The 23,629-nt window shown below is 73.4% G+C and carries 22 protein-coding genes; 13 read left to right on the top strand and 9 right to left on the bottom strand.

From position 1 onward, the window contains the following. Positions 1 to 6: 6 nt before the first annotated feature. The gene (locus J2X68_RS17235) at positions 7 to 408 is read right to left on the bottom strand and encodes a helix-turn-helix transcriptional regulator (protein ID WP_310433426.1); all 402 of its coding nucleotides are present in this window, start codon (positions 406 to 408) and stop codon (positions 7 to 9) included. A 168-nt stretch (positions 409 to 576) separates the two neighbouring features. Continuing rightward, the gene (gene sodN / locus J2X68_RS17240; protein ID WP_020130742.1) at positions 577 to 972 is read right to left on the bottom strand and encodes a superoxide dismutase, Ni; all 396 of its coding nucleotides are present in this window, start codon (positions 970 to 972) and stop codon (positions 577 to 579) included. A 145-nt stretch (positions 973 to 1,117) separates the two neighbouring features. Here sodN and sodX point away from each other — a divergent pair, with 145 nt between their 5' ends. Then, positions 1,118 to 1,552: a nickel-type superoxide dismutase maturation protease gene (gene sodX / locus J2X68_RS17245; protein WP_310433580.1), complete on the top strand. Its 435-nt coding sequence runs from the start codon at positions 1,118 to 1,120 to the stop codon at positions 1,550 to 1,552. On the opposite strand, the gene J2X68_RS17250 is transcribed toward sodX, so the two are convergent. After that, positions 1,456 to 2,085: a CGNR zinc finger domain-containing protein gene (locus tag J2X68_RS17250; RefSeq protein ID WP_310433427.1), complete on the bottom strand. Its 630-nt coding sequence runs from the start codon at positions 2,083 to 2,085 to the stop codon at positions 1,456 to 1,458. The two genes, sodX and J2X68_RS17250, sit on opposite strands and share 97 nt — an antisense overlap. Before the next feature lie 100 nt (positions 2,086 to 2,185). On the opposite strand from J2X68_RS17250, the gene J2X68_RS17255 reads away from it, so the two are divergent. Next, positions 2,186 to 3,013: a class I SAM-dependent methyltransferase gene (locus tag J2X68_RS17255; protein ID WP_310433428.1), complete on the top strand. Its 828-nt coding sequence runs from the start codon at positions 2,186 to 2,188 to the stop codon at positions 3,011 to 3,013. 102 nt (positions 3,014 to 3,115) lie between these two features. Here the strand turns inward: J2X68_RS17255 and J2X68_RS17260 are convergent, their stop codons facing one another. The 3 genes from J2X68_RS17260 to J2X68_RS17270 are packed head-to-tail and all read right to left on the bottom strand — an operon-like array spanning position 3,116 to position 5,847. Next, complete coding sequence (locus tag J2X68_RS17260; protein WP_310433429.1) at positions 3,116 to 3,877, bottom strand: amino acid ABC transporter ATP-binding protein; 762 nt, start codon at positions 3,875 to 3,877, stop codon at positions 3,116 to 3,118. Next, entirely contained in the window at positions 3,874 to 4,845 is a 972-nt protein-coding gene (locus J2X68_RS17265; RefSeq protein WP_310433430.1) for an amino acid ABC transporter permease, read from the bottom strand. The genes J2X68_RS17260 and J2X68_RS17265 overlap by 4 nt, the downstream gene beginning before the upstream one ends. A 39-nt stretch (positions 4,846 to 4,884) precedes the next feature. Continuing rightward, positions 4,885 to 5,847, bottom strand: a complete 963-nt coding sequence (locus J2X68_RS17270; protein ID WP_310433431.1) for an ABC transporter substrate-binding protein — start codon at positions 5,845 to 5,847, stop codon at positions 4,885 to 4,887. Positions 5,848 to 6,457: 610 nt separating this feature from the next. On the opposite strand from J2X68_RS17270, the gene J2X68_RS17275 reads away from it, so the two are divergent. The 4 genes from J2X68_RS17275 to J2X68_RS17290 all read left to right on the top strand — a co-directional run bounded on the left by J2X68_RS17275 (position 6,458) and on the right by J2X68_RS17290 (position 9,945). Beyond that, positions 6,458 to 7,687, top strand: coding sequence for an NADP-dependent malic enzyme (locus tag J2X68_RS17275; RefSeq protein ID WP_310433432.1), 1,230 nt, complete (start codon positions 6,458 to 6,460; stop codon positions 7,685 to 7,687). A 374-nt stretch (positions 7,688 to 8,061) separates the two neighbouring features. Further along, positions 8,062 to 9,027 carry a zinc-binding dehydrogenase gene (locus J2X68_RS17280; RefSeq protein ID WP_310433433.1) on the top strand — a complete coding sequence of 322 codons (966 nt, stop codon included), beginning with the start codon at positions 8,062 to 8,064 and terminating at the stop codon, positions 9,025 to 9,027. A gap of 109 nt (positions 9,028 to 9,136) precedes the next feature. After that, positions 9,137 to 9,346, top strand: coding sequence for a helix-turn-helix domain-containing protein (locus J2X68_RS17285; RefSeq protein WP_016437953.1), 210 nt, complete (start codon positions 9,137 to 9,139; stop codon positions 9,344 to 9,346). Continuing rightward, complete coding sequence (locus J2X68_RS17290; protein WP_310433434.1) at positions 9,346 to 9,945, top strand: Clp protease N-terminal domain-containing protein; 600 nt, start codon at positions 9,346 to 9,348, stop codon at positions 9,943 to 9,945. Before J2X68_RS17285 ends, J2X68_RS17290 begins: the two co-directional genes overlap by 1 nt. 155 nt (positions 9,946 to 10,100) lie before the next feature. On the opposite strand, the gene J2X68_RS17295 is transcribed toward J2X68_RS17290, so the two are convergent. From J2X68_RS17295 to J2X68_RS17305, 3 genes are all read right to left on the bottom strand, one after another. Then, positions 10,101 to 11,264 (bottom strand): helix-turn-helix transcriptional regulator, encoded by a 1,164-nt coding sequence (locus tag J2X68_RS17295; RefSeq protein ID WP_310433435.1) that lies wholly within the window; start codon positions 11,262 to 11,264, stop codon positions 10,101 to 10,103. A 1-nt stretch (position 11,265) separates the two neighbouring features. Then, positions 11,266 to 12,453, bottom strand: a complete 1,188-nt coding sequence (locus J2X68_RS17300; RefSeq protein ID WP_310433436.1) for a DUF4097 family beta strand repeat-containing protein — start codon at positions 12,451 to 12,453, stop codon at positions 11,266 to 11,268. 173 nt (positions 12,454 to 12,626) lie between these two features. Next, positions 12,627 to 12,806: a DUF6104 family protein gene (locus tag J2X68_RS17305; RefSeq protein WP_003992906.1), complete on the bottom strand. Its 180-nt coding sequence runs from the start codon at positions 12,804 to 12,806 to the stop codon at positions 12,627 to 12,629. Between the two features lie 236 nt (positions 12,807 to 13,042). Between J2X68_RS17305 and J2X68_RS17310 the strand changes: the two genes are divergently transcribed. The 7 genes from J2X68_RS17310 to J2X68_RS17340 all read left to right on the top strand — a co-directional run bounded on the left by J2X68_RS17310 (position 13,043) and on the right by J2X68_RS17340 (position 23,502). Further along, positions 13,043 to 13,549 (top strand): CU044_2847 family protein, encoded by a 507-nt coding sequence (locus tag J2X68_RS17310; RefSeq protein ID WP_310433437.1) that lies wholly within the window; start codon positions 13,043 to 13,045, stop codon positions 13,547 to 13,549. Next, positions 13,546 to 15,792, top strand: a complete 2,247-nt coding sequence (locus tag J2X68_RS17315) for a trypsin-like peptidase domain-containing protein (protein ID WP_399040165.1) — start codon at positions 13,546 to 13,548, stop codon at positions 15,790 to 15,792. The genes J2X68_RS17310 and J2X68_RS17315 overlap by 4 nt, the downstream gene beginning before the upstream one ends. A 109-nt stretch (positions 15,793 to 15,901) precedes the next feature. Beyond that, on the top strand, positions 15,902 to 16,924 hold the full coding sequence (locus tag J2X68_RS17320; protein ID WP_020130728.1) for a MoxR family ATPase: 1,023 nt from the start codon (positions 15,902 to 15,904) through the stop codon (positions 16,922 to 16,924). Positions 16,925 to 16,931: 7 nt separating this feature from the next. Beyond that, positions 16,932 to 20,429: an SAV_2336 N-terminal domain-related protein gene (locus J2X68_RS17325; RefSeq protein ID WP_310433439.1), complete on the top strand. Its 3,498-nt coding sequence runs from the start codon at positions 16,932 to 16,934 to the stop codon at positions 20,427 to 20,429. 41 nt (positions 20,430 to 20,470) lie between these two features. Then, positions 20,471 to 20,680, top strand: a complete 210-nt coding sequence (gene fxsA, locus J2X68_RS17330) for an FxSxx-COOH cyclophane-containing RiPP peptide (RefSeq protein ID WP_310433440.1) — start codon at positions 20,471 to 20,473, stop codon at positions 20,678 to 20,680. 171 nt (positions 20,681 to 20,851) lie between these two features. Continuing rightward, the gene (locus J2X68_RS17335) at positions 20,852 to 22,042 is read left to right on the top strand and encodes an FxsB family cyclophane-forming radical SAM/SPASM peptide maturase (RefSeq protein WP_310433441.1); all 1,191 of its coding nucleotides are present in this window, start codon (positions 20,852 to 20,854) and stop codon (positions 22,040 to 22,042) included. After that, a complete protein-coding gene (locus J2X68_RS17340; RefSeq protein WP_310433442.1) occupies positions 22,039 to 23,502 on the top strand; it encodes an aKG-HExxH-type peptide beta-hydroxylase in 1,464 nt (487 codons plus the stop codon). The genes J2X68_RS17335 and J2X68_RS17340 overlap by 4 nt, the downstream gene beginning before the upstream one ends. Positions 23,503 to 23,629 lie beyond the last annotated feature (127 nt).

A 23,629-nucleotide genomic window follows, 5' to 3' on the forward strand; every position in this document is an offset into this window, starting at 1 on the left:
GCCAGCCTAGGCGGGCCTGCCGCGCAGCGGGCGGGTGTACGTCCTGGCCACACAGGACGGGATCACCGCGCCGGCCTCGTGCGACCGCGCCCGGTAGGCGCTCGGGGTCTCGCCTACCAGCTCGGTGAAGCGGGAGCTGAACGAGCCGAGCGAGGTGCAGCCGACCGCCATGCAGACCTCCGTCACGGTCAGGTCGCCGCGGCGCAGGAGGGTCTTGGCGCGCTCGACCCGCCGGGTCATGAGGTAGCCGTAGGGCGTCTCGCCGTAGGCCTCGCGGAAGCTGCGCTGGAAATGGCCCGGGGACATCAGCGCGGTGCGCGCGAGTGACGCGATGTCGAGCGGCTCCGCGTACTCGCGGTCCATCCGGTCCCGCGCCTGCCGCAGCCTTTTCAGGTCCTCGAGGGTCACGGGGCCAGGATCGCACGCGGGCGGCGTCCGGGAAGGGGAGAGAAGGAGACCGCACCCGGACCGTGGGGGGCGCCGTGTACGGCGGCCCGCGGACCGGGTGCGGACAGGTGGGCGTCGCGACCGGCGCGGGGGCAGGCCGGACGACCCGGGGCGAACATCAGGCCTCGATCAGGCCTTCTTGGTCTCCCAGAAGATCTTGTCGATCTCGGCGATGAGCTCCAGGGCCTTCTCGCCGGTCTTCGGGTCCGTCGAGGCCTTGGCGGCCGACAGGGCCTTCAGGGTGTCGTTGACCAGCTGGTGCAGCTGGGGGTACTTCTCGAAGTGCGGGGGCTTGAAGTAGTCGCTCCACAGCACGGAGACGTGGTGCTTCGCGAGCTCGGCACGCTGCTCCTTGATGACGGTGGCGCGCGCCTGGAAGTGCGGGTCGTCGTTGGCGGCCATCTTTTCCTGGACGGCCTTCACCGACTCCGCCTCGATGCGGGCCTGGGCCGGGTCGTACACACCGCAGGGCAGGTCGCAGTGTGCGCTGACCTTGACCTTGGGGGCAAACAGGCGGGAAAGCATGGAGCGTTCCTTCCTCGTGATCGTCTTCTCAGGTGGGACATTACTCCCTGGGAGACGGCTTTTCGCGAGTGCCCCCATGGGCTTAGGACAAAAGTCCGGGGTCAGACTGAGACTGGTGGAGGAACAGACCGGGGAGGTGCCGGCGATGCCGGAGCTGTCGCAGGAGACCGAGCGCGCGAGGGCGACCGCGCTCTTCGGGCTGGCCGAGGTGACCGGCCCGTCCATGGTTCCCACGCTGTACCAGGGGGACCGGCTGGTGGTGCAGTACGGCGCCCGGGTCCGGGTCGGTGACGTGATCGTGCTGCGCCATCCGTTCCAGCAGGACCTGCTCGTCGTCAAGCGGGCCGCGGAGCGCCGCGAGGGCGGGTGGTGGGTCCGCGGGGACAATGCCTACGCCGGCGGCGACAGCACCGACTACGGGACCGTGCCCGACGAGCTGATCCTGGGCAAGGTGCGGCTGCGCTACCGCCCGCTGAAGCCCGGTCAGCGCTCGCCGCTGGCGGTGGTGCGCTGGGCCCTGTCGGCGGCCAGGCCGGTGCCGGCCGTCCGGTCCGCCTCCAGGCGTTTGCGGGCACGGTAGGCCGCCACGTTCGCGCGGGTGGCGCAGCGGTCGGAGCAGTAACGCCGGGAGCGGTTGGTCGAGGTGTCGAGGTAGGCGTTGCGGCAGGGGCCCGCCTCGCACAGGCCCAGGCGGTCGACGCCGTACTCGGTGAGGTGGAACGCCAGGCCCATGGCCGCGATGGCCGCGTAGCCCGCCGTCGCGTTCGACGGGTGGTCGGCCAGGTGCATGTGCCACAGCGGGCGGCCGTCGTCGTCGCGGAAGTCGTGGCCCGAGATCTGCGGGCTCACCGGGAACTCCAGGAGGAGCGAGTTCAGCAGGTCCACCGCGAGGGTCTCGTCGCCGCCGTCGGCCGCCTCGAAGACCGCGCGCAGCCGGCCCCGGACCGAGCGGAACCGGGTGACGTCCGCGTCGGTGGCCCGGCGGCCCGCCGACTGGTTGCCGCCGAAGAGGGCGCGGACCGCCTCGACGGAGGTCAGCGCGTCCTTGCCCCGGGCCGGTTCCTCGCTGTTGACGAGGCGCACGGCGTAGTCCGAGTAATAGGCCAGTTCCACTTGTAGTCCTTACGGTGGCGCTCTATGGTCGGGATGCGGGCGGGGTAACGGCCGTTCGTGCTTCCAGGGTATTACGCGACGAACGCGGCGGAGGGTTGCGATGACGGACGCGCAGACGAGCACGACCGGTGCCGGGGACGGTGCCACGACCGGTGCCGGGGACGGCGTCACCGACGCGGCCACCGGCGCCGACTGGGCCGCCTGGCAGCGGAGCTGGGACCGCCAGCAGGAGTGGTACATGCCCGACCGCGAGGAACGGTTCCGGATCATGCTCGACATGGTCGAGGCGCTCGTCGGGCCCGCCCCGCGCGTCCTCGACCTGGCCTGCGGCACCGGCACCGTCACCGCCCGGCTGCTCGCCCGCCTCCCCGGCGCGACCAGCACCGGCGTCGACCTCGATCCGGCGCTCCTCGCCATCGCCGAGGGCACCTTCGACGGCGACGACCGCGTCACCCTCGTGGCCGCGGATCTCAAGGACCCCGACTGGCGGGCCCGGCTGCCGTACGACACGTACGACGCCGTCCTGACCGCAACGGCCCTGCACTGGCTGCACAGCGAACCCCTCGCTGCCCTCTACGGTCAGGTCGCGGAACTCGTCCGCGACGGCGGTGTCTTCATGAACGCGGACCACATGATCGACGACTCGACGCCCCGGATCAACGCGGCGGAGCGCGCGCAGCGGCACGCCCGTATGGATCAGGCCAGGGCCGACGGGGTGCTCGACTGGGCCGAGTGGTGGCAGCTCGCCGCCAAGGACCCCGTCCTCGCCGGGCCGACCGCCCGCCGCTTCGAGATCTACGGCGAGCACGCCGACGGCGACACGCCCTCCGCCGCCTGGCACGCTCGCGTGCTGCTCGAACGGGGCTTCAGCGAGGCTCGGCCCGTGTGGGCGTCACCCTCCGACACCCTGGTGCTCGCGGTGAAGTGACCGCGCCCGCGAACCGGCCGGAATCAGCCGGCCGGCGCGTCCCGAACGGCGCGAAGGGGCGGTACGGGAATCCCGTACCGCCCCTGCCCGTCCGCCGTGCCGCTACAGCACCTTCGACAGGAACGCCTGCGTCCGCTCGTGCTGCGGGTTGGTCAGGACGTCGCGCGGGTTGCCGGACTCCACGACCACTCCGCCGTCCATGAAGACCAGGCTGTCGCCGACCTCGCGGGCGAAGCCCATCTCATGGGTGACGACGACCATCGTCATGCCGGACTCGGCCAGGTCGCGCATGACGTCGAGGACGTCGCCGACCAGCTCCGGGTCGAGGGCCGAGGTCGGCTCGTCGAACAGCATCAGCTTCGGGTCCATGGCCAGGGCCCGGGCGATGGCGACGCGCTGCTGCTGGCCGCCGGAGAGCTGCGAGGGGTAGCTGCCGGCCTTGTCGGCGAGGCCGACGCGGTCCAGAAGCTCCTTCGCGCGCTCCTTCGCCTTCGCCTTGCTGACGCCCTTGACCTGGATCGGGGCCTCGATGACGTTGTCCGCCGCCGTCATGTGCGGGAACAGGTTGAACCGCTGGAACACCATGCCGATGTCCCGGCGCTTCAGCGCGACCTCGCTGTCCTTGAGCTCGTACAGCTTGTCGCCCTTCTGGCGGTAGCCGACCAGATCGCCGTCGACGTACAGCCGTCCGGCGTTGATCTTCTCCAGGTGGTTGATGCACCTGAGGAACGTCGACTTGCCGGAGCCGGAGGGGCCGATGAGGCAGAACACCTCGCCGTTCTTGACCTCCAGGTCGATGCCCTTGAGGACCTCGACCGCGCCGAAGGACTTGTGCACGCCCTCGGCCTTCACCATCGCGGTCATGACGCTTTCCTTTCGCGGCCGATCGAGAGCAGGTTCGCCCGGATCTTCTGGAAGACCGTGGGCGGGAGGCTGCGGCTCGAACCGCGGGCGTAGTACCGCTCCAGGTAGTACTGGAAGACGCTGAAGACGCTGGTCATGACCAGGTACCAGATGGAAGCGACGAACAGCAGCTCCATCACGGCGAACGAGGAGGAGCCGATCACCGAGGTCGAGCGGAGCAGTTCGTTGTACGTCACCACGTACACCAGCGACGAGGTCTTCAGCATGTTGATGAACTCGTTGCCGGTCGGCGGCACGATCACCCGCATCGCCTGCGGGATGACGATCCGGCGCAGCGTCTTGCCGTGGCTCATGCCGAGCGCGTGCGCGGCCTCGGTCTGTCCCTCGTCCACGGCCAGCAGGCCGGCCCGGCAGATCTCCGCCATGTACGCGGCCTCGTTCAGACCGAGTCCGAGCAGGGCGCACATGAACGGCGTCATGACGTCCGTCATCTCGTCCTTGTAGATCGGACCGAGGTTCAGGACGGGGAAGATCAGCGCCAGGTTGAACCACATCAGCAGCTGCACATACACCGGGGTGCCGCGGAAGAACCAGATGTACAGCCAGGCGACCGTGCTGGTCACCGGGTTCTTCGACAGCCGCATGACGGCCAGCAGAACGCCGAGGACCACGCCCAGCACCATGGACAGGATGCTGATCAGCAGCGTCCGTCCGGCGCCCGCGATGACGGTCGAGTTGAACAGCTGGTCGCCGACCGTGTCCCACTGGATGTCGCCGTTGGCGAAGGCGTTGACCACCAGCGCCAGGAGCGCGATGACGACCACGGCGCTGACCCAGCGGCCGTAGTGGCGCACCGGGATGGCCTTGATGGCCTCCGGCGGGCCGGAGAACGCCGAGGACTTGGCCACCGGCGGGGTGTCCTCGGGTGGTGCGCCGCCCGCGGAGGACTTGTCGAGCTTGTCAGTCATGGGGACTGCCCTTCGAAGACTTCAAGAGGTGCGGGTGGATCACTTGCCGCCGTTGATCGCGGAGGCCTTGATCGCGCCGCTCTCGGCGCCCCACTTCTCCAGCACCTTCTGGTAGGAGCCGTCCTTGATGATCGCGTCGACGGCCTCCTTCAGGGCGTCACGCAGCTGGGTGTTCTTCTTGTTGACGACGATGCCGAACGGAGCGGCCTCGTACTGCTTGTCGAGGACCTCGAACGTGTTGCCGTTGCCCGCCTTGCGGGCCATGTCCACGGCCACCGGGTAGTCGTTGACGCCGGCCACGGCGCCGCCCGACTTCACGCGGGTCTGGGCCTCGGTGTCGTTCTCGAAGGACTCGATCTTGATGGCCTTCTTGCCGCCCGTCGTACACGTCTTGGACTGCGTCTGCAGGGCCTCTTCGTAGGTGGTGCCCCGCTGCACCGCGACCGTCTGACCGCACAGGTCGTCGATGGTCTTGATGCCCTTGGGGTTGCCCTTCTGGACGTAGATGGCGGTGCCGGCGGTGAAGTAGTCGACGAAGTCGACGCCCGTGCCGAGCTTCTTGCCGCTGTCGTCCAGGCCTTCCTGGCGCTGCTTGTTGTCCGTGATCGACGACATGGCGACGTCGTAGCGGCCGGTGTTCACCGCGGTGATCAGGGTGTCGAAGCCGCCCGAGGTGAACTGGAAGTCGACGCCGAGCTGCTTGCCGAGCGCGGCGGCGATGTCCGGGTCGACGCCCACGATCTTGCCGCCCTCGACGGACTCCATCGGGGCGTACTCGGCGTTGGTGCCGACCTTGATGACACCCGCCTTCTGGATGTCGGCCGGGAGCTTCGAGAAGAGAGGCGCCTTGTCGGAGCCGCTCGACGACTCGGAGGAGCTGCCGCCGCCCTCGGTCTGGTCGCCGCAGGCGGTGAGGAGCAGGGCGCCCGCGACCGCGAGGGATCCGACCGCTGCCAGGCGGGTGCGCGCGGCGGTCATGCGTCGGGTGGAGCTTGCGGTCATGGTGGATTCCTCCGGCGGATGGATGGAGATGCCGATGGGTCGACAAATGCCGATGGGTCGACGAGAACACACACCTTCGGGTGTCGCGACCTCGTGTGATTACGGCATCTTGCCATTCGGACTACGCCATTCAGGGGGCCAGCCATGTCAAAATCGGATAACGGGCGACCCCCGAACCGCATCAGTCCGGTACATCACGACCGGTCGGAGCCGGACCATCTGCGGGAATCCCCCGTTCCGGCCGAAAGATCTTCGGTTCATCTCACGGTGTGATCGCTCGCCGTGCGCCCTGTTCGCCGACTTGAGTCCGTGTCAAGGGTTCCGGAGAGGTTGGCGAGAGATCGCGCATGACTCATGTCACTCAAGGTGACCTCTGTCCAAGGTCCACAGAGTGAGCCATGTGACCTTGCACGGAATGGACTCGTCGGCTGTGGTCTCCGTCCGGTAAGAAGGATTTTTACACCCCTCATCCGGGGCTCAGGGCGCGTGTGCGGCGCGCCCGACGCGCAGGCGCCCGTTCGCATCACCTCTGGGGCCCGCGCGATGCCCGCCCACTTCTCAATCAGGAGTGGCCACCCTCAAACCATGCAGACCTAAGGGGTAAGACACAGTGGCAGCGGAGATCGTCAATCCTCGCAGCGAAAACGCCGACCGAACGGGCCAGGAGGGCGGTGCGGAGCCCCTCGACTCGTTCGACCCGGTGTTCGCGCTGCACCGCGGCGGAAAGATGGCCGTGCAGGCCACCGTCCCGGTTCGCGACAAGGACGACCTGTCCCTCGCCTACACGCCCGGCGTCGCGCGGGTGTGCACCGCGATCGCCGAGCGGCCGGAGCTGGTGAACGACTACACCTGGAAGTCGTCCGTCGTCGCCGTCGTGACCGACGGCACGGCCGTGCTCGGGCTCGGCGACATCGGCCCGGAGGCCTCCCTCCCGGTCATGGAAGGCAAGGCGATTCTGTTCAAGCAGTTCGGCGGTGTGGACGCGGTTCCGATCGCGCTCGCCTGCACGGGCGTGGACGAGATCATCGAGACGGTGGTGCGCCTCGCACCCTCGTTCGGCGGAGTGAACCTGGAGGACATCTCGGCGCCGCGCTGCTTCGAGATCGAGCGCAGGCTCCAGGAGGCCCTCGACATCCCGGTCTTCCACGACGACCAGCACGGCACGGCGATCGTGACGCTCGCCGCGCTGCGCAACGCCGCGCGGCTGAGCGGCCGGGGCATCGGCGAACTGCGCGCGGTCATCTCGGGCGCCGGCGCCGCCGGCGTCGCCATCGCCAGGATGCTGGTCGAGGCCGGCATCGGGGACGTCGCGGTCACCGACCGCAAGGGCATCGTCTCGGCGGACCGCGAGGACCTCACCGACGTCAAGCGCGAGCTGGCCGGGTTCACCAACAAGGCCGGGCTGAGCGGCTCGCTGGAGCAGGCGCTGGCCGGCGCCGACGTGTTCATCGGCGTCTCCGGCGGCACGGTCCCGGAGGAGGCGGTGGCGTCGATGGCGAAGGGCGCGTTCGTCTTCGCCATGGCCAACCCGACGCCCGAGGTGCATCCGGACGTCGCCCACAAGTACGCGGCCGTCGTCGCGACCGGGCGGTCGGACTTCCCGAACCAGATCAACAACGTGCTGGCGTTCCCGGGCATCTTCGCGGGCGCGCTGCAGGTGCGGGCGTCGCGGATCACCGAGGGCATGAAGATCGCGGCGGCCGAGGCGCTGGCGGGGGTCGTCGGTGACGACCTCGCGGCGGACTACGTGATTCCGTCGCCGTTCGACGAGCGGGTCGCTCCCGCGGTGACCGCGGCGGTCGCCGCGGCCGCCCGTGCCGAAGGGGTCGCGCGTCGCTGACGCGTGTGTGGGTGGCCCCGCCGGTTTCGGCGGGGCCACTTTTTTTGCCCACCGACCCGTCCGTTCGGGTGAGGACGGCCGCAGCTTCCCGGCCGGTGCCCGGTGGTGCCGTGGGTACGGGGTGGCCGTTCCCTGCCTGGGTCCGGTCGTGCCGTGGATCCGGTGGCCGTTCCCGGCCGCCGTCCGGTCGGGCCGTGGGCGTGGGGTGGAGGTTCCCGGCCGGTGTCCGGTCGGTCCGTGAATCTGGCTGGACGTTCCCGGCCCGGTGTCCGGTCCGCGCGGCGGGTGGGTGGAGGCGCTGGGCCGCGCAAGAGGGTATGTCTCACAGTGGCGTCCGGTTTCGCTTGCCGCCGCCGGACCCTATCGTCGGCTGCATGTTCGCCGTCTACGCCGCCCGAATCGACCGCGACCAGCCGCTTTCCGGCCTGGAGTTGGGGGAGCGCCCGGCCCCCGAGGCCCGGCCGGGCTGGAGCACCGTCCATGTCAGGGCCGCCTCCCTCAACCATCACGATCTCTGGTCGCTCCGGGGCGTCGGGCTCCCCGAGGGCCGGCTGCCGATGATCCTCGGCTGCGACGCCGCCGGGGTCGACGAGGACGGCAACGAGGTCGTCCTGCACTCCGTCATCGGCCAGACCGGGCACGGGGTCGGGCCCGACGAGCCCCGGTCCATCCTCACCGAGCGGTACCAGGGCACCTTCGCCGAGCAGGTCGCCGTGCCGACCTGGAACATCCTGCCCAAGCCCAAGGAACTCTCCTTCGCGGAGGCCGCCTGTCTGCCCACCGCCTGGCTGACGGCGTACCGCATGCTCTTCACCAACGCGGGTGTACGGCCCGGCGACTCGGTCCTCGTCCAGGGCGCCGGCGGCGGGGTCGCCACGGCGGCCATCGTGCTGGGCCGCGCGGCCGGACTGCGGGTCTTCGCCACCAGCCGGGACGAGGCGAAGCGGAAGCGGGCCCTGGAACTCGGCGCCGTCGAGGCGGTGGAGCCGGGCGCGCGGCTCCCCCAGCGGGTGGACGCCGTCATCGAGACCGTCGGCGCGGCGACCTGGTCGCACTCGGTGAAGTCCCTGCGGCCCGGCGGCACGCTCGTCATCTCCGGCGCCACCAGCGGTGACCGGCCCTCGCACGCCGAGCTGACCCGGATCTTCTTCCTGGAGCTGAAGGTCGTCGGCTCCACCATGGGCACCAAGGACGAGCTGGAGGGCCTGCTCTCCTTCTGCGCCGCCACCGGGGTCCGGCCCGTCATCGACGAGGTGCTGCCGCTCGACCGGGCCCGCGAGGGCTTCGAACGGCTCGCGTCGGGCGACCAGTTCGGCAAGATCGTGCTCACCCACGGCTGAGTCTCCGCCGCGGGTCGTCAGGCGGGTCCGGGGTTCCGGGCCCGCCTTTCGCATGCCGTTCGTGTCAACCATGGTTGACAGGGCTCGCGTGTCAACGTAGGTTGACATCATGACCGAAGCAACGGATCTCGCCGAACGCGCGGGGGACCGCGATCCTCGGGTCGGACTGCGCGCCGTCGCGGCACTGCGCCGGCTGCTGGAGCAGCTGGAGGCGGTGCAGGTGCGCAGCGCGCGCAACCAGGGCTGGTCGTGGCAGGAGATCGCCGCGGAGCTCGGAGTCAGCAGGCAGGCCGTGCACAAGAAGTACGGGAGGCATTGATGTTCGAGCGGTTCACGAAGGACGCCCGTGCCGTGGTCGAGGGCGCGGCGGGACATGCCGAACGGGAGGGGGCGGCGCGGGTCGAGGAGACCCATGTGCTGCTGTCCCTGCTCGACCGCGAGGGCAGCCGCGGTTCCTTCGCCCTGGCCTCGCTCGGTCTGCCGCCCGGCGGACGGGCGGGGCTGGTACGGGACCTGGACGAGACGCGCCGCCGCGGCGGACTCTCCCGGGCCGACGCGGACGCCCTGTCCGGGCTCGGCATCGACCTGTCGGAGATCGTGTCCAGGGTCGAGGAGACGCACGGCGAGGGAGCACTGGCCGCCGCCGGGCGGGGCGGCCTCTTCGGCGGGCGGTCCGGGCGGCGGGCGTTCAGCCGCGGCGCCAAGGACCTGCTGACCGGCACCCTGCGCGTCGCCGTCGCCCACGGGGAACGGCACATCGGCGACGAGCATCTGCTGCTCGCCCTCACCACCCGCCGGGGCGTCTCCGCGGAGATCCTCGCCGACCACGGCGTCACCCACGCGTCCCTCACCCGGGTGCTGTACGGGACCGGGCGAGGAGGCGAACCCGGAGCCGCGACCGAGGCCAGGGCAGGCTGAGCCAGGCCGGGCCGGGCAGGCTGTCAGCCCTGCTCGCCTGCCTGCCTGCCTGATGCTCTGCGGCCGGTCTGGCTGCGGCTGGTCTGCCGTCGGTCTGCCGTCGGTCCGCGGCTGTGCTGTGGCCTGGCTGCCGGCCGGTCCGCCGGGAGTGGGCGTCAGGGTTTCGGTGCTCGCAGGATCACCCCGATGTGCGCCGCCGCCGTGGACAGGTGGCGTCGGGCTTCGCGGAGCTGGTCGGCGGTGACGCCGTGGTCGCGGGCCGCGTCGCGGATGTCGTCCCGGAAGCGGTCGAGCAGGCGGTCCAGATCCCGGGCCGGTTCACCGCCGGTGTCCTCGTGCGCCCAGGCCGGCTCGTAGGCGGCGGGGAAGTCCTGCGGGGTGCGGGAGTAGTCCGCGCCGAGGGAGTCGTCCGTGCCGAAGGAGTCGTTCGCCGGGCGGGATGCCTCCGCCGGGCGGGACTTCCCGGTGCGGGAGTCCTCCGGGTGCGTGGTCGGCGTCGGGCCCGCCGTGGCCGTCGTGGAGCCGGCCGTGCCCGTCGTGCCCGTGCGGCCGAAGCCGAAGTCCCTGCCGTACTCCCTGCCGAAGTCCCCGAACTCCTTGGCGAGCTCCGTCAGGCCCTCGCGGACGCCGGTCGGCCAGTCGCCCCGGGCGAAGTGGTCCTGGACCTGTTCCTGGACCCGGCGGGCGATGCGCTGCACCTCTTCCTGGGCCTGGGTGCGGGCCCTCTCCTGCGCCTCCTTGGCCTGGCGGCGGGCCCGCTGGGCCTCCTCGCGGGCGCGGCGGCTCTCGTCCTTGGCCCGGCGGGCCTGTTCCTTCCACTCCTGCTTGACGCGGCGCATCTCCTCCTTGGCGATGCGCCACGACTCCTTGTCGCCGTACTCCCCGTACTCGCCCTGTTCGCCCTGGTCCGCGGAGCCCGCCCCGCCGCCCTGCCGGGCCTCGGTGGCCGCCGCCCGCATCTCGCGCCGCAGATCCCCCGCGGCCCCGCGTACGTCGGCCCGGATCTCAGCGGCCAGCTCGGCGACCGAGTCGCGGATCTCCAGCTCCAGATCGGCCAGTTCGCCGCTGCGGTCGGCCAGTTCGGCGCGGCCCGCGTCGGTGATGGCGTAGACCTTGCGGCCGCCCTCGGTGGTGTGGGTGACCAGGCCCTCGGCCTCCAGCTTGGCCAGCCGGGGGTAGACCGTGCCCGCCGACGGCGCGTAGAGCCCCTGGAAGCGTTCTTCGAGGAGGCGGATCACCTCGTAGCCGTGCCGCGGCGCTTCGTCCAGCAGCTTCAGCAGGTAGAGACGGAGACGGCCGTGGGCGAAGACGGGAGGCATGTCAGAGCACCTTCTTGTCGGTCGTGCTGTCGGCCGGGCCGCCGGAGGAGCTCTCGCCGCCCTGGCCGGAAACGGCATTGTCCCCCGAGTCGGCGGGTCGGCCTGAGCGCCCTTCGTCCTCCCGGCCGGTCTCCGTGGCCGGGCTCGGAGCCGAGGTCGGATCCGGGGCCGCGGCCGAGGTCGGGGGCGGCTCCGCCGCCGTCGCCGCTGCCGGGGCCGCAGCCGTCGCCGGTGCTGGTGCTGGTGCTGGTGCTGGTGCTGGTGCCGGTGCTGGTGCCGTCGCTGGTGCTGGTGGGGCCGGGGTCTGCTGTGCCGGGCCGGGCGCCGGCTCGGTCTGCGGCTCCTCGTGAGGGGCTTCGTCCCAGGCGTCGTCCGGCGCGTCTTCCGTCGGGGGCCTCCGCAGGAGGGCGATCGAGCCGGAGACCGTCGTCGCCTTGAGGCTGCCGTTGCCCGCGCCCAGGCGGCCGGTGATGCGCTTGGCGCCCCACTGGCCGCTGACCCGGAGGTCCTCGAAGGCGTTGGAGACCGAGCCGCTCGCGGTGTTCGCCTCCACCCGCGCGTCCGCCGGATGGGGCAGCCGGATGGCGATCTCGCCCGAGACGCTGCTCAGGTCGATCGTCGCGGGGCGGCTGGTCGGATCCAGGTCGACGATCATCGACCCGCTCACGGAGTCGGCCTTCACGGAGGAGCCCGCCTCGACCACCGTCAGATCGCCGGACACGGAGTTGAAGTGGAGGTCGCCGGTGAGGGCCTGGGCCTCCACGCTCCCGGAGACCGTGTCCGTGCGCACCGGGCCCGCGAGGCCCACCAGGGTCGTGTCCCCGTTGACCCCTCTCACCTCGGCGCGGCCCTCGATGCCGGAGACCACGGCCCCGGCGCTGACCACGCCCACCTCCACGCGGGTGCCCGCCGGCACGGCGAGCGAGACCACGGCGCTGCGTCGCCAGCCCTTGCGGTCGAGCCACTTGAGGAAGCCCTTCCATGGCAGGTCGTCGTACGCCACCGTCAGGTGCCCGTCGTGATGGCTCACCACCAGGGGCGGTCCCTCGATCCGGGAGATCTCCAGGCGGGCGGGTCCCTCGTCGGTGCCCACGATGTTCACGGTGCCGTCGACGATGCGCACGCGCAGTTCGCTCACGGGCTCGTCGAAAGAGAGCTTCCTCGGCTCGGCGACGGACCACTCGGTCATGGTGCGGACCTCCTCCACGCGGCGGCGTGACACGCCATATCGCGTCTCACGTAAAACACGATATATCGCGGACGGGGAAAGTCAAGGCACCTGTTCCGGTGAGCACCCGGCGCGCAGGCGCACGAAAAAGGGGCGCCCCGGGGCGCCCCTCCACGCGAACCGCCGCGAACGGCCTACTCGTCGTCCTCGTCGTCCAGCCGTGCCAGCCAGGTGGCCAGCCGCTCCACCGGCACCTCGAAGTCCGGATTCAGGTCGACGAACGTCCGCAGCTGCTCGGCGAGCCACTCGAAGGTGACCTCCTCCTCGCCGCGCCGCTTCTCGAGTTCCTCGATTCCGCGATCGGTGAAGTACATGGATCGTGCTCCGTGGGTCGGTCGCAGGGATAGGGATCCCCCCTCGGGGGAAGGACCCTTGTTCCTGCGAGGGGAGGAAGAGACCCGCTCTCCGTCGGGGGAGGGGACAGGAAAAGGATAGGCGCAGGGTGACGGCGCCCCGAGGGCCGCCGGGGCCCTCGCGCGGTCGGAACCCCATGGCCGGCCCGCGCACCGACGGGCGGGGCCGGGGGGACTGGGGAGGGCGGGGGAGTGTCATGAGTGGTGAGGACGTGACGCGGGTGGCGCGCATCGCGTTGCCGGACGGGACGCCCGTGTGGGCCCGGATCTCGGGGGCGGGGGAGCTCTCCGCCCCGTCCGGGCGGCTGTCGTACAGCGACACCGGGTTCGCCGAGCGGGTGGAGGCGAGCGTGGAGAGCCTGCACGCGCTCGTCACGGGGGTCGCGCGGTCGCTGGCGGAGCCGCTGCGCGCGGTGCGGCCCGACGAGGTGAGCGTCGAGTTCGGCATCGAGCTGACCGCCAAGGCCGGGAAGGTCGTGGGCCTGCTCGCCGACGGCGAGGCCAAGGCCGGCATCACGGTCACCCTCACCTGGAACAGCGGACCGCCGGACCTGGGCGCCCCACCTCCCGCGAGCCCCGGCGCGGGCTCCCGCGCGCGTGACGGCTCGTCGTCCGGGGCGGACGGGGCCGGGCGCGCGGGCGCGTCCCCCGGCGCGCCGATGCACGGGGGCGCCGACGGCACCGTGGGCGGGGGCCCGGAGTGACGGGCGGGCACGCCCCGGGCGCATCGAACGCGTTCGATGCGGCCCGTCGTGCGCTGCGTGGACTCGTCGTCGCGGCGACCGTGCGCATTCATCGCCCGGCCGTCGGGTATGCCCTGGAGGAGCCCGGCACGTTCCTCGGTAGCGGCTTCTTCGTCGCCCCGAACTGGGTTCTGACCTGCGCACACGTAGCTTGCGGCGGGGAGGGGGGCGAGGTCGCGGTGGTGTACGAGACAGCGCCGGGGCGGGGCACGTCCGCCGCCCCCGGCCGCGTGGTGGCCACGCTTCCCGACCGCGCCGACCGCGCGGGACAGGCCCTGCCCGCGGGCAACTGGCCCGCCCCGGACCTCGCGCTGATCCAGCTGACCGAACCCGTCGACGACCACGAGTGCGTGTACGTCTCCGAGCGCCCGGCCGCCTACTACGGCGAGGGCCGGGTGCTGTACGCGGGCTGGACCGAGAACGAGGGCCGCTTACAGGTCCTGGACGGCACGCTCACCGTGCAGGGCACCATCGGCGGCTGGTCCTCGGACGTGCAGATGCGGCTGGGCGACAACGACCTGCCGTACGGCGTCTCGGGCGGCCCGGTGATCGACCCCGAGCGGGGCGAGGTGATCGGCGTGCTGAAGGCGCGCTCGGACCACCGGCCCGGCGGCACGTCCACCGGGATCGAGCAGCTGCGCACCCTACGGGTCCCCGCGATGACGACGGCCGAGCACAGCGACCTCTACCAGGCGGTCTTCCACGCCCACGACCGCTACCACCGCGACCGGCAGCGCCATCCGGCCGCCCGGCGGCAGACCTGGACCGACGTACAGGGCAGGCTCGGCGCGCGGCCGGGCCGCACCCTCAGCCCGGACGAGCGGATCCAGCTGCTGGGCCGGCTCGCCGAACTCCCGCCGCCCGAGAGCACCCGCGGCCTGCTGGACATCCTCGACTCCCTCCCCGACCTCCAGGCCCTCACCCCGCTGCCCGCGCCACGCGGCTGGCGCGACGGCCTCGGGGCGCTGTACGAGAGCGCCAGCGACGACGGGGCGCTGGAACTCGTCCTCGACTACGCGATGCGCGCGATGTCCGCTCCGCGCCCGTTCGTCGTGCCCAGCACCGCCGACGCCGAGAAGGCCCTGTGGGTCTGGGTGTGGCAGGCCGCGCAGCGGCTCGGCGCCCGCTACCGGTCCGGTCTCGCCGAGCAGCGCGTCGAGCGGCTGCGCCGACGGGACGAGGCGGAGCGCGCCGCCCCCGACACGGTCTCCGGCGGCGTCCGTCCGGCGGACGGCCCCGGCGGGCGCAGCCGGCACCGGCGGCACGGTGGACCCGACGCACGCGCGCGTGGCCGTTCCGTCGGCAGCGCGGGCCGGCCCTCCGCCCTGCTCGAACTGGTGCGGCGCGGCTGGGAGCCCGACCGCTGCGACTGGTCGGTCTCGGTGGCCGCGCCCGGCGGCGAGGTGGTCCGGCTGCACGAGGCCGAGCGCACGCCGCTGGCCGACCTGCCCGAGCAGCTGGCCGGTCCGCTCGGGGAGGCCTTCCGGCACTGCGACGAGCCCGGCAGGCCCGCTCTCCTCCAGGTGGCGCTGCCGCACGCGCTGCTCGGCCTGGAGGTCGACAACTGGCAACTCGCCTCCGGGCAGGAGCCGTTGGGTGCGCTGCGGCCCGTCGTCGTGCGCTGCTCCGACCGCGACCGGCTGCCCGACGAGGCGTTCGGCGCGTACGGCGGGGGAGGACCGGACGGCACGGCCGAAGCCGACGGTGCCGACGGCGAGGACGAGTGGGACGACCCGGACGAGCTGGACGCGGAGCGCCGGGCCCGCTGGCGCTGGCTGCACGCGCACCGCGCCAAGGCCGAAGTCCTGGACTGCGACGAGGGGTTGCGCAAACCCGTACCGACCGTGGAGCAGCTGCGCGCCCTGTCGCACGGCACCGTCCCGGTGCTCTGCCGGTACGGCGACCTCCGGTACGAGGACGACGCGGAGGCACTCGCCCGGATCGTGCTCGGCGGCTACGGCGTCGCCCTGTGGCGCCGGCGGCACGGCCGGGCCGACGCGGTCTGCGGGGAGTTCCACCGCGGCACGATCGACGGCGTCGCCGAACCGCCGAGCGCGCAGCACCTGCCCGAGGCCGTGCACGACCTCCGGATGCGGCTGCGCGCGGGCCGCACGGAGTCGTTCTGGGCCGACGGCGTCGCCCTGCTGTACGACGACCCCCACCAGCCGCTGCCCGGGACCGGAGACCTGCTGGAGGCCCCTTGAACGCACCCGCCCGCGGGGCCGGCCGGCCCCTTACCAGGCACCTCCAGGATGGATAACGTGATGCACGTTCGGACGGCCGCGGCGGTGGACGAGTGATGAGGACCGGATCATGACCGAATCCAGTGAGTGGCTCATCTACCGAGGCGCCGGCGAACCGCACGACGGGATCGAGCGGTTGCCCGATCCGCCCCCCTGGCGTGACTTCACCAGCCGTGACGCGGCCGGTTCCGGCGACGGTTCGCAGGACCGCAGGCTCGGCGCGCACCGGCACCTGGCGGAACTGCACCGGCCGGGCGCCGAGGAGCTGGAGATGATCAACGCGGCGCTCTACCTGCGCCGCCCCCTGCTCGTCACCGGCAGCCCCGGCGCGGGCAAGAGCACGCTCGCCCACTCGGTGGCGTACGAACTCGGCCTCGGCAACGTGCTGCGCTGGTCGATCGTCAGCCGGTCCGCGCTCCAGGACGGGCTGTACCACTACGACGCGATCGCCCGGCTCCAGGACGTGCAGATCGCCGCGCAGGGCGGGTTCGGGTCGGCGGCGGGCTCGCCGGGCGCCGTGGAGGGCATCGGCAGCTACATCCGGCTGGGACCGCTCGGCACCGCGCTGCTGCCCTCCGACACCCCGCGCGTGCTGCTCATCGACGAGCTGGACAAGAGCGACATCGACCTGCCGAACGACCTGCTGAACGTCCTGGAGGAGGGCGAGTTCGCCATTCCCGAGCTGGAGCGCATCGCCGACCGACTGCCGGACGGCGAGGCCGAGGTGCTGACCGCCGACGGCGTCAAGGTCCGGGTGCGGGACGGCCGGGTGCGCTGCCGGGCCTTCCCGTTCGTCGTACTGACCAGCAACGGGGAGCGCGACTTCCCGGCCCCGCTGATGCGCCGGTGCATCCACCTGGAGCTGGGGCGCCCCGACCACAACCGGCTCGCCACCTTCGTCCGCGCCCACCTCGGCGACGAGGCGGCGCGCGCGGGGGACGATCTGATCACGCGGTTCCTGGAGCGGTCGCGCAGTGAACTCCTCGCGGCGGACCAGTTGCTGAACGCGATCTACCTCACCGACGCGGCAGCGCCGCCCAGTCGGGACCGCCTGGCCGACCTGCTCATCCAGCGACTCGACCGCCCGAGGTGAGGGCCTGATGCCCGACGCAGCGGCCCGCCACGGCCCCGTCCCGCCCGACGGCCGCCGTCCCGGCACCCCGGGCGCCGGACCGGCCTCTGGCGGCCCCGTCGAGCCCGGCGGCGCCCCGGCCCCCGTGCCGCGCGGCGGCGATCCGCTCGCCGAACTCGTCGCGCGGCTGCGTGACGTCGGGCTCGACCCCGATGTGCCGCAGCTGTGCGACGCGCTCTGGCTGGCGCGCTGGACCCGGCCGGTCGAGGCCCCCGACGAGGAGGACCGGCCCGCCGGGACCGGCGGCGGGCCCGCGCCCCGGCCGGACGGCGCACGCGGCCCGGACGGGGACGGACGGACGCGGGGGGAGCGCCCCGAACGGCAGGAGCGGCCACCGCAGGACGTGGGGGCCGACGGGCGGGTCAGCCTGTACCCGGTCCCGCAGGACGGGGTGGAACGGACCCGCGGCGCGGGGCGGGCCGCCGCGCTGCCGGTCGGCGTACCCGCGGCCCCCGTACTGCCCGCCCCGCTCGAACTCCAGCGCGCCTTACGGCGGTTGCAGCGCTACCGGAGCCCCGCACCGCCGCTGCGCACCCGGCTCGACGAGACGGCGACGGCGGAACGCAGCGCGCAGGCGGGGGGCCTGATCCTGCCCGTGTACCGGGCGGTGACCCGGGGGGACGCCCGGCTCCAGCTGGTCCTGGACGCCTCGTCCTCGATGCGGGTGTGGGACCGTCTGTTCGTCGAACTCCAGCAGGTCTTCGGCCAGTTGGGCGCCTTCTCCGACATCCAGGTCAGTCATCTCCACCAGGGGCCGGACGGTGAACCGGCCGTCAGCCGCAGCCCCGACGCCTACGCGGCCCCGATGCACTCGGCGGATCGGCTCAGCGATCCCACCGGCCGGCGGATCGTCTTGTTCGTCAGCGACTGCGCGGGCCCCCTGTGGCACAGCGGCCACGCGCACCGGCTGCTGCACCACCTCTCCCGGCAGGGCCCGGTCGCCGTGCTCCAGCCGCTGCCGCAACGCTTGTGGAACCGCACCCGACTGCCCGTGCTGTTCTGCGAGTTGAGCCGCGGCGAGACGCTGGGCGGCGCGGCCGCCCTGCGCGTACGCACCCCCGCGGGCGTCCCGGCCGAGGCGCGCAGGGGAGCGCTGCCGGTGCCGGTGCTGCCGCCCGAGCCGGTGGCCCTGGGCGCCTGGGCCAGGCTGCTGTCCGGGGCCGGCGCGGGGCCCGTCCCGGGGGCCGTGGGCTGGGTGCGCGCGGACCAGCCGGCCGCCCCGGCGGCCCGCGCCGACCGGCGGCGCACGCCGTTCGAACGGGTCAGCAGGTTCAGCTCCAGCGCCTCCCCGGCCGCCGGACGGCTCGCCGTCTATCTGGCCGCCGCGCCCCTGTGCCTGCCCGTGATGCAGCTCGTCCAGCGCACGATGCTGCCCGACTCCGGGCCGGCCGAACTCGCCGAGGTGCTGGTCGGCGGCCTGGTCACGCGCGTGTCGGAGGAGTACGCCGACGGCGGCGCCCAGTGGTACCGCATCGAACCCGACGTGCGGGACGCCCTGCTGTCCCGGCTGGGCCGCGACGAGGCCATGCTGGTGCTCAAGCACTGCTCGCAGTACATCGAGCAGCGCTTCGGCAAGGGCGGCCCCAACTTCCCGGCCCTCGCCCTGGCCCAGCTCGGCGACGGCGGCGCGGGCCGCCCGTACGCGCCCGGCACCCCGCACCCGGACGGCGGCGACGGCGGGGACCACGGCGACCCGGCGGACCACACCGACCACGCGGACCACGCGGACCACGCGGACCACGGGGACAACGGCGGCAACGGCGAGGAGGCGCCCGTGCCGCAGCCCTTCGCCGAGGTCGCGGCCCGCGTGCTGCGGCGCTTCATGCCGCTGCCCGAGCAGTTCGAGAACCCCGGAGGCCGGACCGGGCCGGGACAGCCCGTCGACCGGCCGACGCACCAGGCGGTCCGCAGGGCCCGCGCGCTGATCGAGCGCTTCGACGGCGAGGGCATGATCCAGGACGTCATCGACGCGGTGCAGCTGCTGCGCGGCGCCACCGAGCGCGAGCGGACGGGCGCGGACCCCGAACTGTGGGCCGAGTACGCCCACTGCACCCTGCGGCTGTGGGAGGTGCAGGGCGGCGACGACCTCCTCCGGGAGGCGGAGGCGGCCGCGGAACGGGCGACCGCGCACCCGCGCCGGCTGCACGAACGAGCCGTGCTGGCCCGGGTGCTGCACGCGGCCGCGACCGACCGCAGGCGACGCGGCGACCGCACCGGCGCCCTGGACCTGCTGCGCCGCGCCGACCGCGAGTACGCCGTCGCCTGCGCCGCGCCCGGGCTCGACGAGAAGCAGGCGCTGAAACTCACCCTGGAACGGGTGCGCGCCCTGGAGGCGCAGTGGCGGCTCGGCGGGGACAGCGCGCTGCTCCAGGGCGCCGTCGGCATGCTGGAGGCCTTCGCCGACGTCTGGCCCGACCGGCGCCGGCGCCCGCCCGAACTCCCCCTGGAACACGGCCGGATCCTGCTGCGTCTCTCCGGCGCCACCGCCGATCCCGTCCAGGCCCGCCTCTACGCCGAACAGGGCGCGCAGTCGCTGCGCAACGCCCTGGACACCGGCGCGGAGCCGTACACCGCCGAGTCGGCACGCGCGCGGGTGCGCGTCCTGCTCGACCTGGTCGACGCGCTGCTCCAGGCGGGCGGACCGCTGGACGACGCCCAGGCCCGGGTCGACGAGGGCCTCGCCCTGGTGCGCGAACAGGGCCGGCGCGCGTCCCTGCTGGCCCGGGCCGGCCGGATCGCCGTCGCCCGCTACGCCGAGTCGGGCGAACCGGCGGAGCTGGAGGCGGCCGCGGACCACTTCGCGCAGGCCGCCCAGCGGATGTCCCGCGACGCGCCCGCGCACGCCGACGTCCTCGCCGAGTGGGGCGAGGCCCTGCTCCGGCTGGCCGGCCTCCAGTCCGGGGCACGCGCGCAGGACGTGTTGTCCCGGGCGATCCGCGTGCTGCGGGACTGCCGGATGGAGACCCCGGCGGGCAGCCGTCAGGTCGCCCACCGGCTGCTGCTGCTCGGCCGCGCGCTGATGCTGCGCTACCGGGCCCGCGGGGACCGGGTCGACCTGCGCGAGGCCGAGCACCTTTTCGGCCTCGCGGCGGCGGACGCGGGCGATCCGCTGCTGGCCGCCCGCTGCCGACTGGAGCTCGGCCAGGTCCAGTTCGAGGCCTACCGCAGCCTGCGCCGCCCGGCCCGGCTCGACCTCGCGGTCGACGCCTTCCGCGACGCGGCGGAGGCGTCCCGGGAGGCGGAGGGGCTGGCCGAAACCGGTCGTCGGCGCCATGAGGCCGTCGAGTTGGGTGCGCAGGCGCACCACTGGCGGGGTATGTCCTACGAGGCGGCCACCCGGCCGCGCGCCGCCCGGGAGGCCTACCGCCTGGCCCGCGCGGAATGGTCGCGGCTGCCGGACGACTACCTGGGCACCGGCGAGCCGACCGCGGAGCAGACGGCGCGGCGGCTGGCCGAGCTGGGCTGAACGCGGCGGCACGGGGCGGGCCGGCACGAGAGGGGAACGAGATGGACGGCACGGACAGCACGTACCGCGCGGAGCCCGTGGAGGAACGGGCGGCGCTCCCGGATCTGTCGGCGCTGCCCGACCTGACCGAGCTGAGCCTGGCCGACCTGGCGACCATCCAGCACCCCCTGCTCCAACAGGTGCTGGCGGATCTGCGCGAGCGGGCCGGGCGGCCGAGCGAGATGCTCTGGGGATGGAGCAACTCCTTCTGACGGCCCGTCCGGCCCACCACGGGGGCGACCCGCGCGCCACATCGGTTTCGGTCGTGTCGCCCACCGAATCGGCCAGCGTCGACCGCTCCGCGTTTGGGCCGTCCCCCGCGACGGGAAGCGGTTCCCGTACGGGCCGAGTCGTGGCGCGGGCATACGACGGGGGGTGCTGATGTGGCGGAACAGCACGCGCCCTTCCGGCAGTTCATCGTCAAGGTCCACGGCCGCTGCAACCTCGCCTGCCGGTACTGCTACCTCTACGAGGGCCCCGACGACAGCTGGCGCGGGCGCCCCGCCGCCGCGCCCCCGGAGGTCCTCGACCGCACCGCCGCCCGCATCGCCGAGCACGCGCGCGCCCACGCCCTGACCGCGCTCTCGCTGGTCCTGCACGGTGGCGAACCGCTGCTGGCCGGAGCCGAGACGCTCGGCCGGTTCACCGCCCTGGTCCGCGACCGCGCCCCGGCCGGCTGCACCGTCCGCGCCGTCGTCCAGACCAACGCCACGCTGCTGACCGAGCGGCGCCTGGCGGTCCTGGCCCGGCACCGGATCGGGGTCGGCATCAGCCTCGACGGAGGCCTGCCCGGGCACAACGCGATGCGCGTCGACCACGCGGGACGCCCCTCCTGGCCCGCCGCCGCGCGCGGCGCGCGTCTCGTGGCCGACCGGTTCCCCGAGTCGTACGCCGGGATCCTGGCGGTCGTCGACGTCACCCAGGACCCGGTGCGGACGTACGAGTCCCTGCTCGCCCTGCGCCCGCCCGCCCTCGACCTGCTGCTGCCGCACGGGAACTGGTCGGTCCCACCGCCCCACTGGGACAGCACGGGAAAGGTGTACGGCGACTGGCTGTGCACCGTCTTCGACCGCTGGTGGCGGGCCGGGCGGCGGGAGACACGGGTGCGGCTCTTCGAGGAGTGCGTCGCGCTGCTGCTCGGCCTGCCGGCGATCGGCGAAGCGCTCGGGCTGGAGCCCTTCGACGCCGTGGTGGTCGAGACGGACGGGTCCATCGAGCAGGTGGACTCCCTGAAATCGGCCTACGAGGGCGCGGCCCGCACCGGCCTGGACGTCTTCCGGCACACCTTCGACGAAGCGCTGCGGCATCCGGGGGTGGTGGCCCGGCAGGCGGGCGCGACGGCCCTCGCCGGGCAGTGCCGCGCCTGTCCGCTGGTCTCGGTCTGCGGAGGCGGTCACTACGTCCACCGGTACCGGGCGGGGGACGGATTCCGTCACCCTTCCGTGTACTGCGCCGACCTCCAGCGCTTCATCCGCCATGTGGCCGCCCGGCTCGCCGCCACCACCGTCGGCACAGCCCCCGCCGCGGCCGCCGGCGCCGTCGTCCCGAGCTCATCCGAAGGGGGTATCCCGTGACGCTGCCGGCGATCCCGGACCGGGCCCTCACCGAACTCGGCCGGTCAGGAGGCGGCCCCGAGACGCTCGCCCTGCTGGCCCGGGACCAGGACGCCCGGCGGCTGCTCCTGCTGCGCGCGGTGCTCGACGCGGCGCAGGCGGCGGACCCGGCCGTCTGCTCGGCGGCGGAGCGGTCGCGGCTGCGGGACGACTGGGCGCTGCTGGCCGAGGCGGACCGCGCCGCGCCGCCCGGCCGCCGGGCCCCGGAGGCGCCCGGCGGCGGCGCCCCCTCCTTCGCGCGCGCCCGGCTGCTGTACCCGCTCACCGGGCCGTGGGCCCTGAGCTGTCTGCGCGGCCTGGACCCGGCGGAGCGACCGCCGACCGAGGAGAACGCGCGCGAACTCCGGCGCGCCCTGGCCCACTTCAGCGCCCTCGCGGCCGTGGCCGCCGCGCGCTCCGGGATCCCCTTCACCGTCGGACTGACGGGCCGTGACGGCGTGCTCAACCTCCCCTCCCTCGGGACCCTGCACACCGCCACGGCCGGCGATGTCCCGGTCCGGGTCACCTGCGCCCGGGGCCGGGTGACGCTCCGCCGGCCCGACGCCGCGGACGTCACCGTGTTCCTGGAACGCGGGTTCGGCGCCTGGTCCGGGGCGCTCGCCTGGACGCCGGCCCACGCGCTGCCCGGGCTCGTTCCCGAGGCCGATCCGCTGCCCCTGGACGACCTCGACCCGTACCGCACCGCACGGGGCGACCCCCGCCACCGCGCCCTGAGCGCGCCGACGACCCTGGACGACCCGGAACGCAAACGGTGGCTCCAGGCCTGGTCGGGCACGGCCGCCGCCCTGCGCACGGGTGGGGCGCACCGGGAGGCGGAGGCGCTGGCGCTGCTGCGGTGTCTGGTCCCCCTGGAGATGCCGCCGGACGCGGAGGACGACGGGGGCGGCGGCTGCAGCGCGACCCGGCGCGACGCGTTCGGCGCGCTGCTGTGCAGCACCCCGCCGTCGCCGGTGGCCTTCGCCGGGACACTCGTCCACGAACTCCAGCACGCCAAGCTGGCGGCGCTGAGCGACCTGACGACGCTCCATCACGCGGGCCCGGAGGCACGGTACTTCGCGCCCTGGAGACCCGATCCCCGGCCGTTCGACGGCCTGTTGCAGGGCGCCTACGCGCATCTGGGGCTCGCGGACTTCTTCCAACGCCGCGCTCTCACCGCGGACCCCGCGCACCGGGAGCCGGCGTGGGCCCAGCACGCCCGCTACCGAGCCCAGGTCGGGGCGGCCCTGCCCGCCCTCGTCGGCGCGCCTCACCTCACCGCCCCGGGGCGGCGGTTCGTCGACGCGATGGCCACCGCCTACGAGGACATGGGCGACCATCCCGCGCCCCGGGGCCACACGGCCCGGGCCCAGGCGTACCTGAAGGCCGCGCGCACCCTGTGGACGCGACGTCAGGCCCCGTCCGTGCCGCGGCCGAATGGGTGAAGATACCGGCGTCGAGCCGTTCCCTGCGGAAAGATCGTCGCGCCGAGGTGTCGTTCGCGGGCCCGCCGTACTTACCAGCGATGCGCCGAGGTTCTAGGATTTTCGTGGACTACGCGCTGGAGGCCGC

This window comes from Streptomyces sp. 3330, from assembly GCF_031456635.1.
Lineage (GTDB): Bacteria > Actinomycetota > Actinomycetes > Streptomycetales > Streptomycetaceae > Streptomyces.

What these genes read in the sequence shown, in the direction of transcription:
- fxsA (WP_310433440.1), top strand. Translation starts at nt 20,471, where the DNA reads ATGGACGGCACGGACAGCACGTACCGCGCGGAGCCCGTGGAGGAACGG.
- J2X68_RS17295 (WP_310433435.1), bottom strand. Translation starts at nt 11,264, where the DNA reads ATGCCTCCCGTCTTCGCCCACGGCCGTCTCCGTCTCTACCTGCTGAAG.
- J2X68_RS17325 (WP_310433439.1), top strand. Translation starts at nt 16,932, where the DNA reads ATGCCCGACGCAGCGGCCCGCCACGGCCCCGTCCCGCCCGACGGCCGC.
- J2X68_RS17290 (WP_310433434.1), top strand. Translation starts at nt 9,346, where the DNA reads ATGTTCGAGCGGTTCACGAAGGACGCCCGTGCCGTGGTCGAGGGCGCG.
- J2X68_RS17260 (WP_310433429.1), bottom strand. Translation starts at nt 3,877, where the DNA reads ATGACCGCGATGGTGAAGGCCGAGGGCGTGCACAAGTCCTTCGGCGCG.
- J2X68_RS17310 (WP_310433437.1), top strand. Translation starts at nt 13,043, where the DNA reads ATGAGTGGTGAGGACGTGACGCGGGTGGCGCGCATCGCGTTGCCGGAC.
- sodN (WP_020130742.1), bottom strand. Translation starts at nt 972, where the DNA reads ATGCTTTCCCGCCTGTTTGCCCCCAAGGTCAAGGTCAGCGCACACTGC.
- J2X68_RS17265 (WP_310433430.1), bottom strand. Translation starts at nt 4,845, where the DNA reads ATGACTGACAAGCTCGACAAGTCCTCCGCGGGCGGCGCACCACCCGAG.
- J2X68_RS17300 (WP_310433436.1), bottom strand. Translation starts at nt 12,453, where the DNA reads ATGACCGAGTGGTCCGTCGCCGAGCCGAGGAAGCTCTCTTTCGACGAG.
- J2X68_RS17270 (WP_310433431.1), bottom strand. Translation starts at nt 5,847, where the DNA reads ATGACCGCAAGCTCCACCCGACGCATGACCGCCGCGCGCACCCGCCTG.
- J2X68_RS17320 (WP_020130728.1), top strand. Translation starts at nt 15,902, where the DNA reads ATGACCGAATCCAGTGAGTGGCTCATCTACCGAGGCGCCGGCGAACCG.
- sodX (WP_310433580.1), top strand. Translation starts at nt 1,118, where the DNA reads ATGCCGGAGCTGTCGCAGGAGACCGAGCGCGCGAGGGCGACCGCGCTC.
- J2X68_RS17280 (WP_310433433.1), top strand. Translation starts at nt 8,062, where the DNA reads ATGTTCGCCGTCTACGCCGCCCGAATCGACCGCGACCAGCCGCTTTCC.
- J2X68_RS17305 (WP_003992906.1), bottom strand. Translation starts at nt 12,806, where the DNA reads ATGTACTTCACCGATCGCGGAATCGAGGAACTCGAGAAGCGGCGCGGC.
- J2X68_RS17285 (WP_016437953.1), top strand. Translation starts at nt 9,137, where the DNA reads ATGACCGAAGCAACGGATCTCGCCGAACGCGCGGGGGACCGCGATCCT.
- J2X68_RS17255 (WP_310433428.1), top strand. Translation starts at nt 2,186, where the DNA reads ATGACGGACGCGCAGACGAGCACGACCGGTGCCGGGGACGGTGCCACG.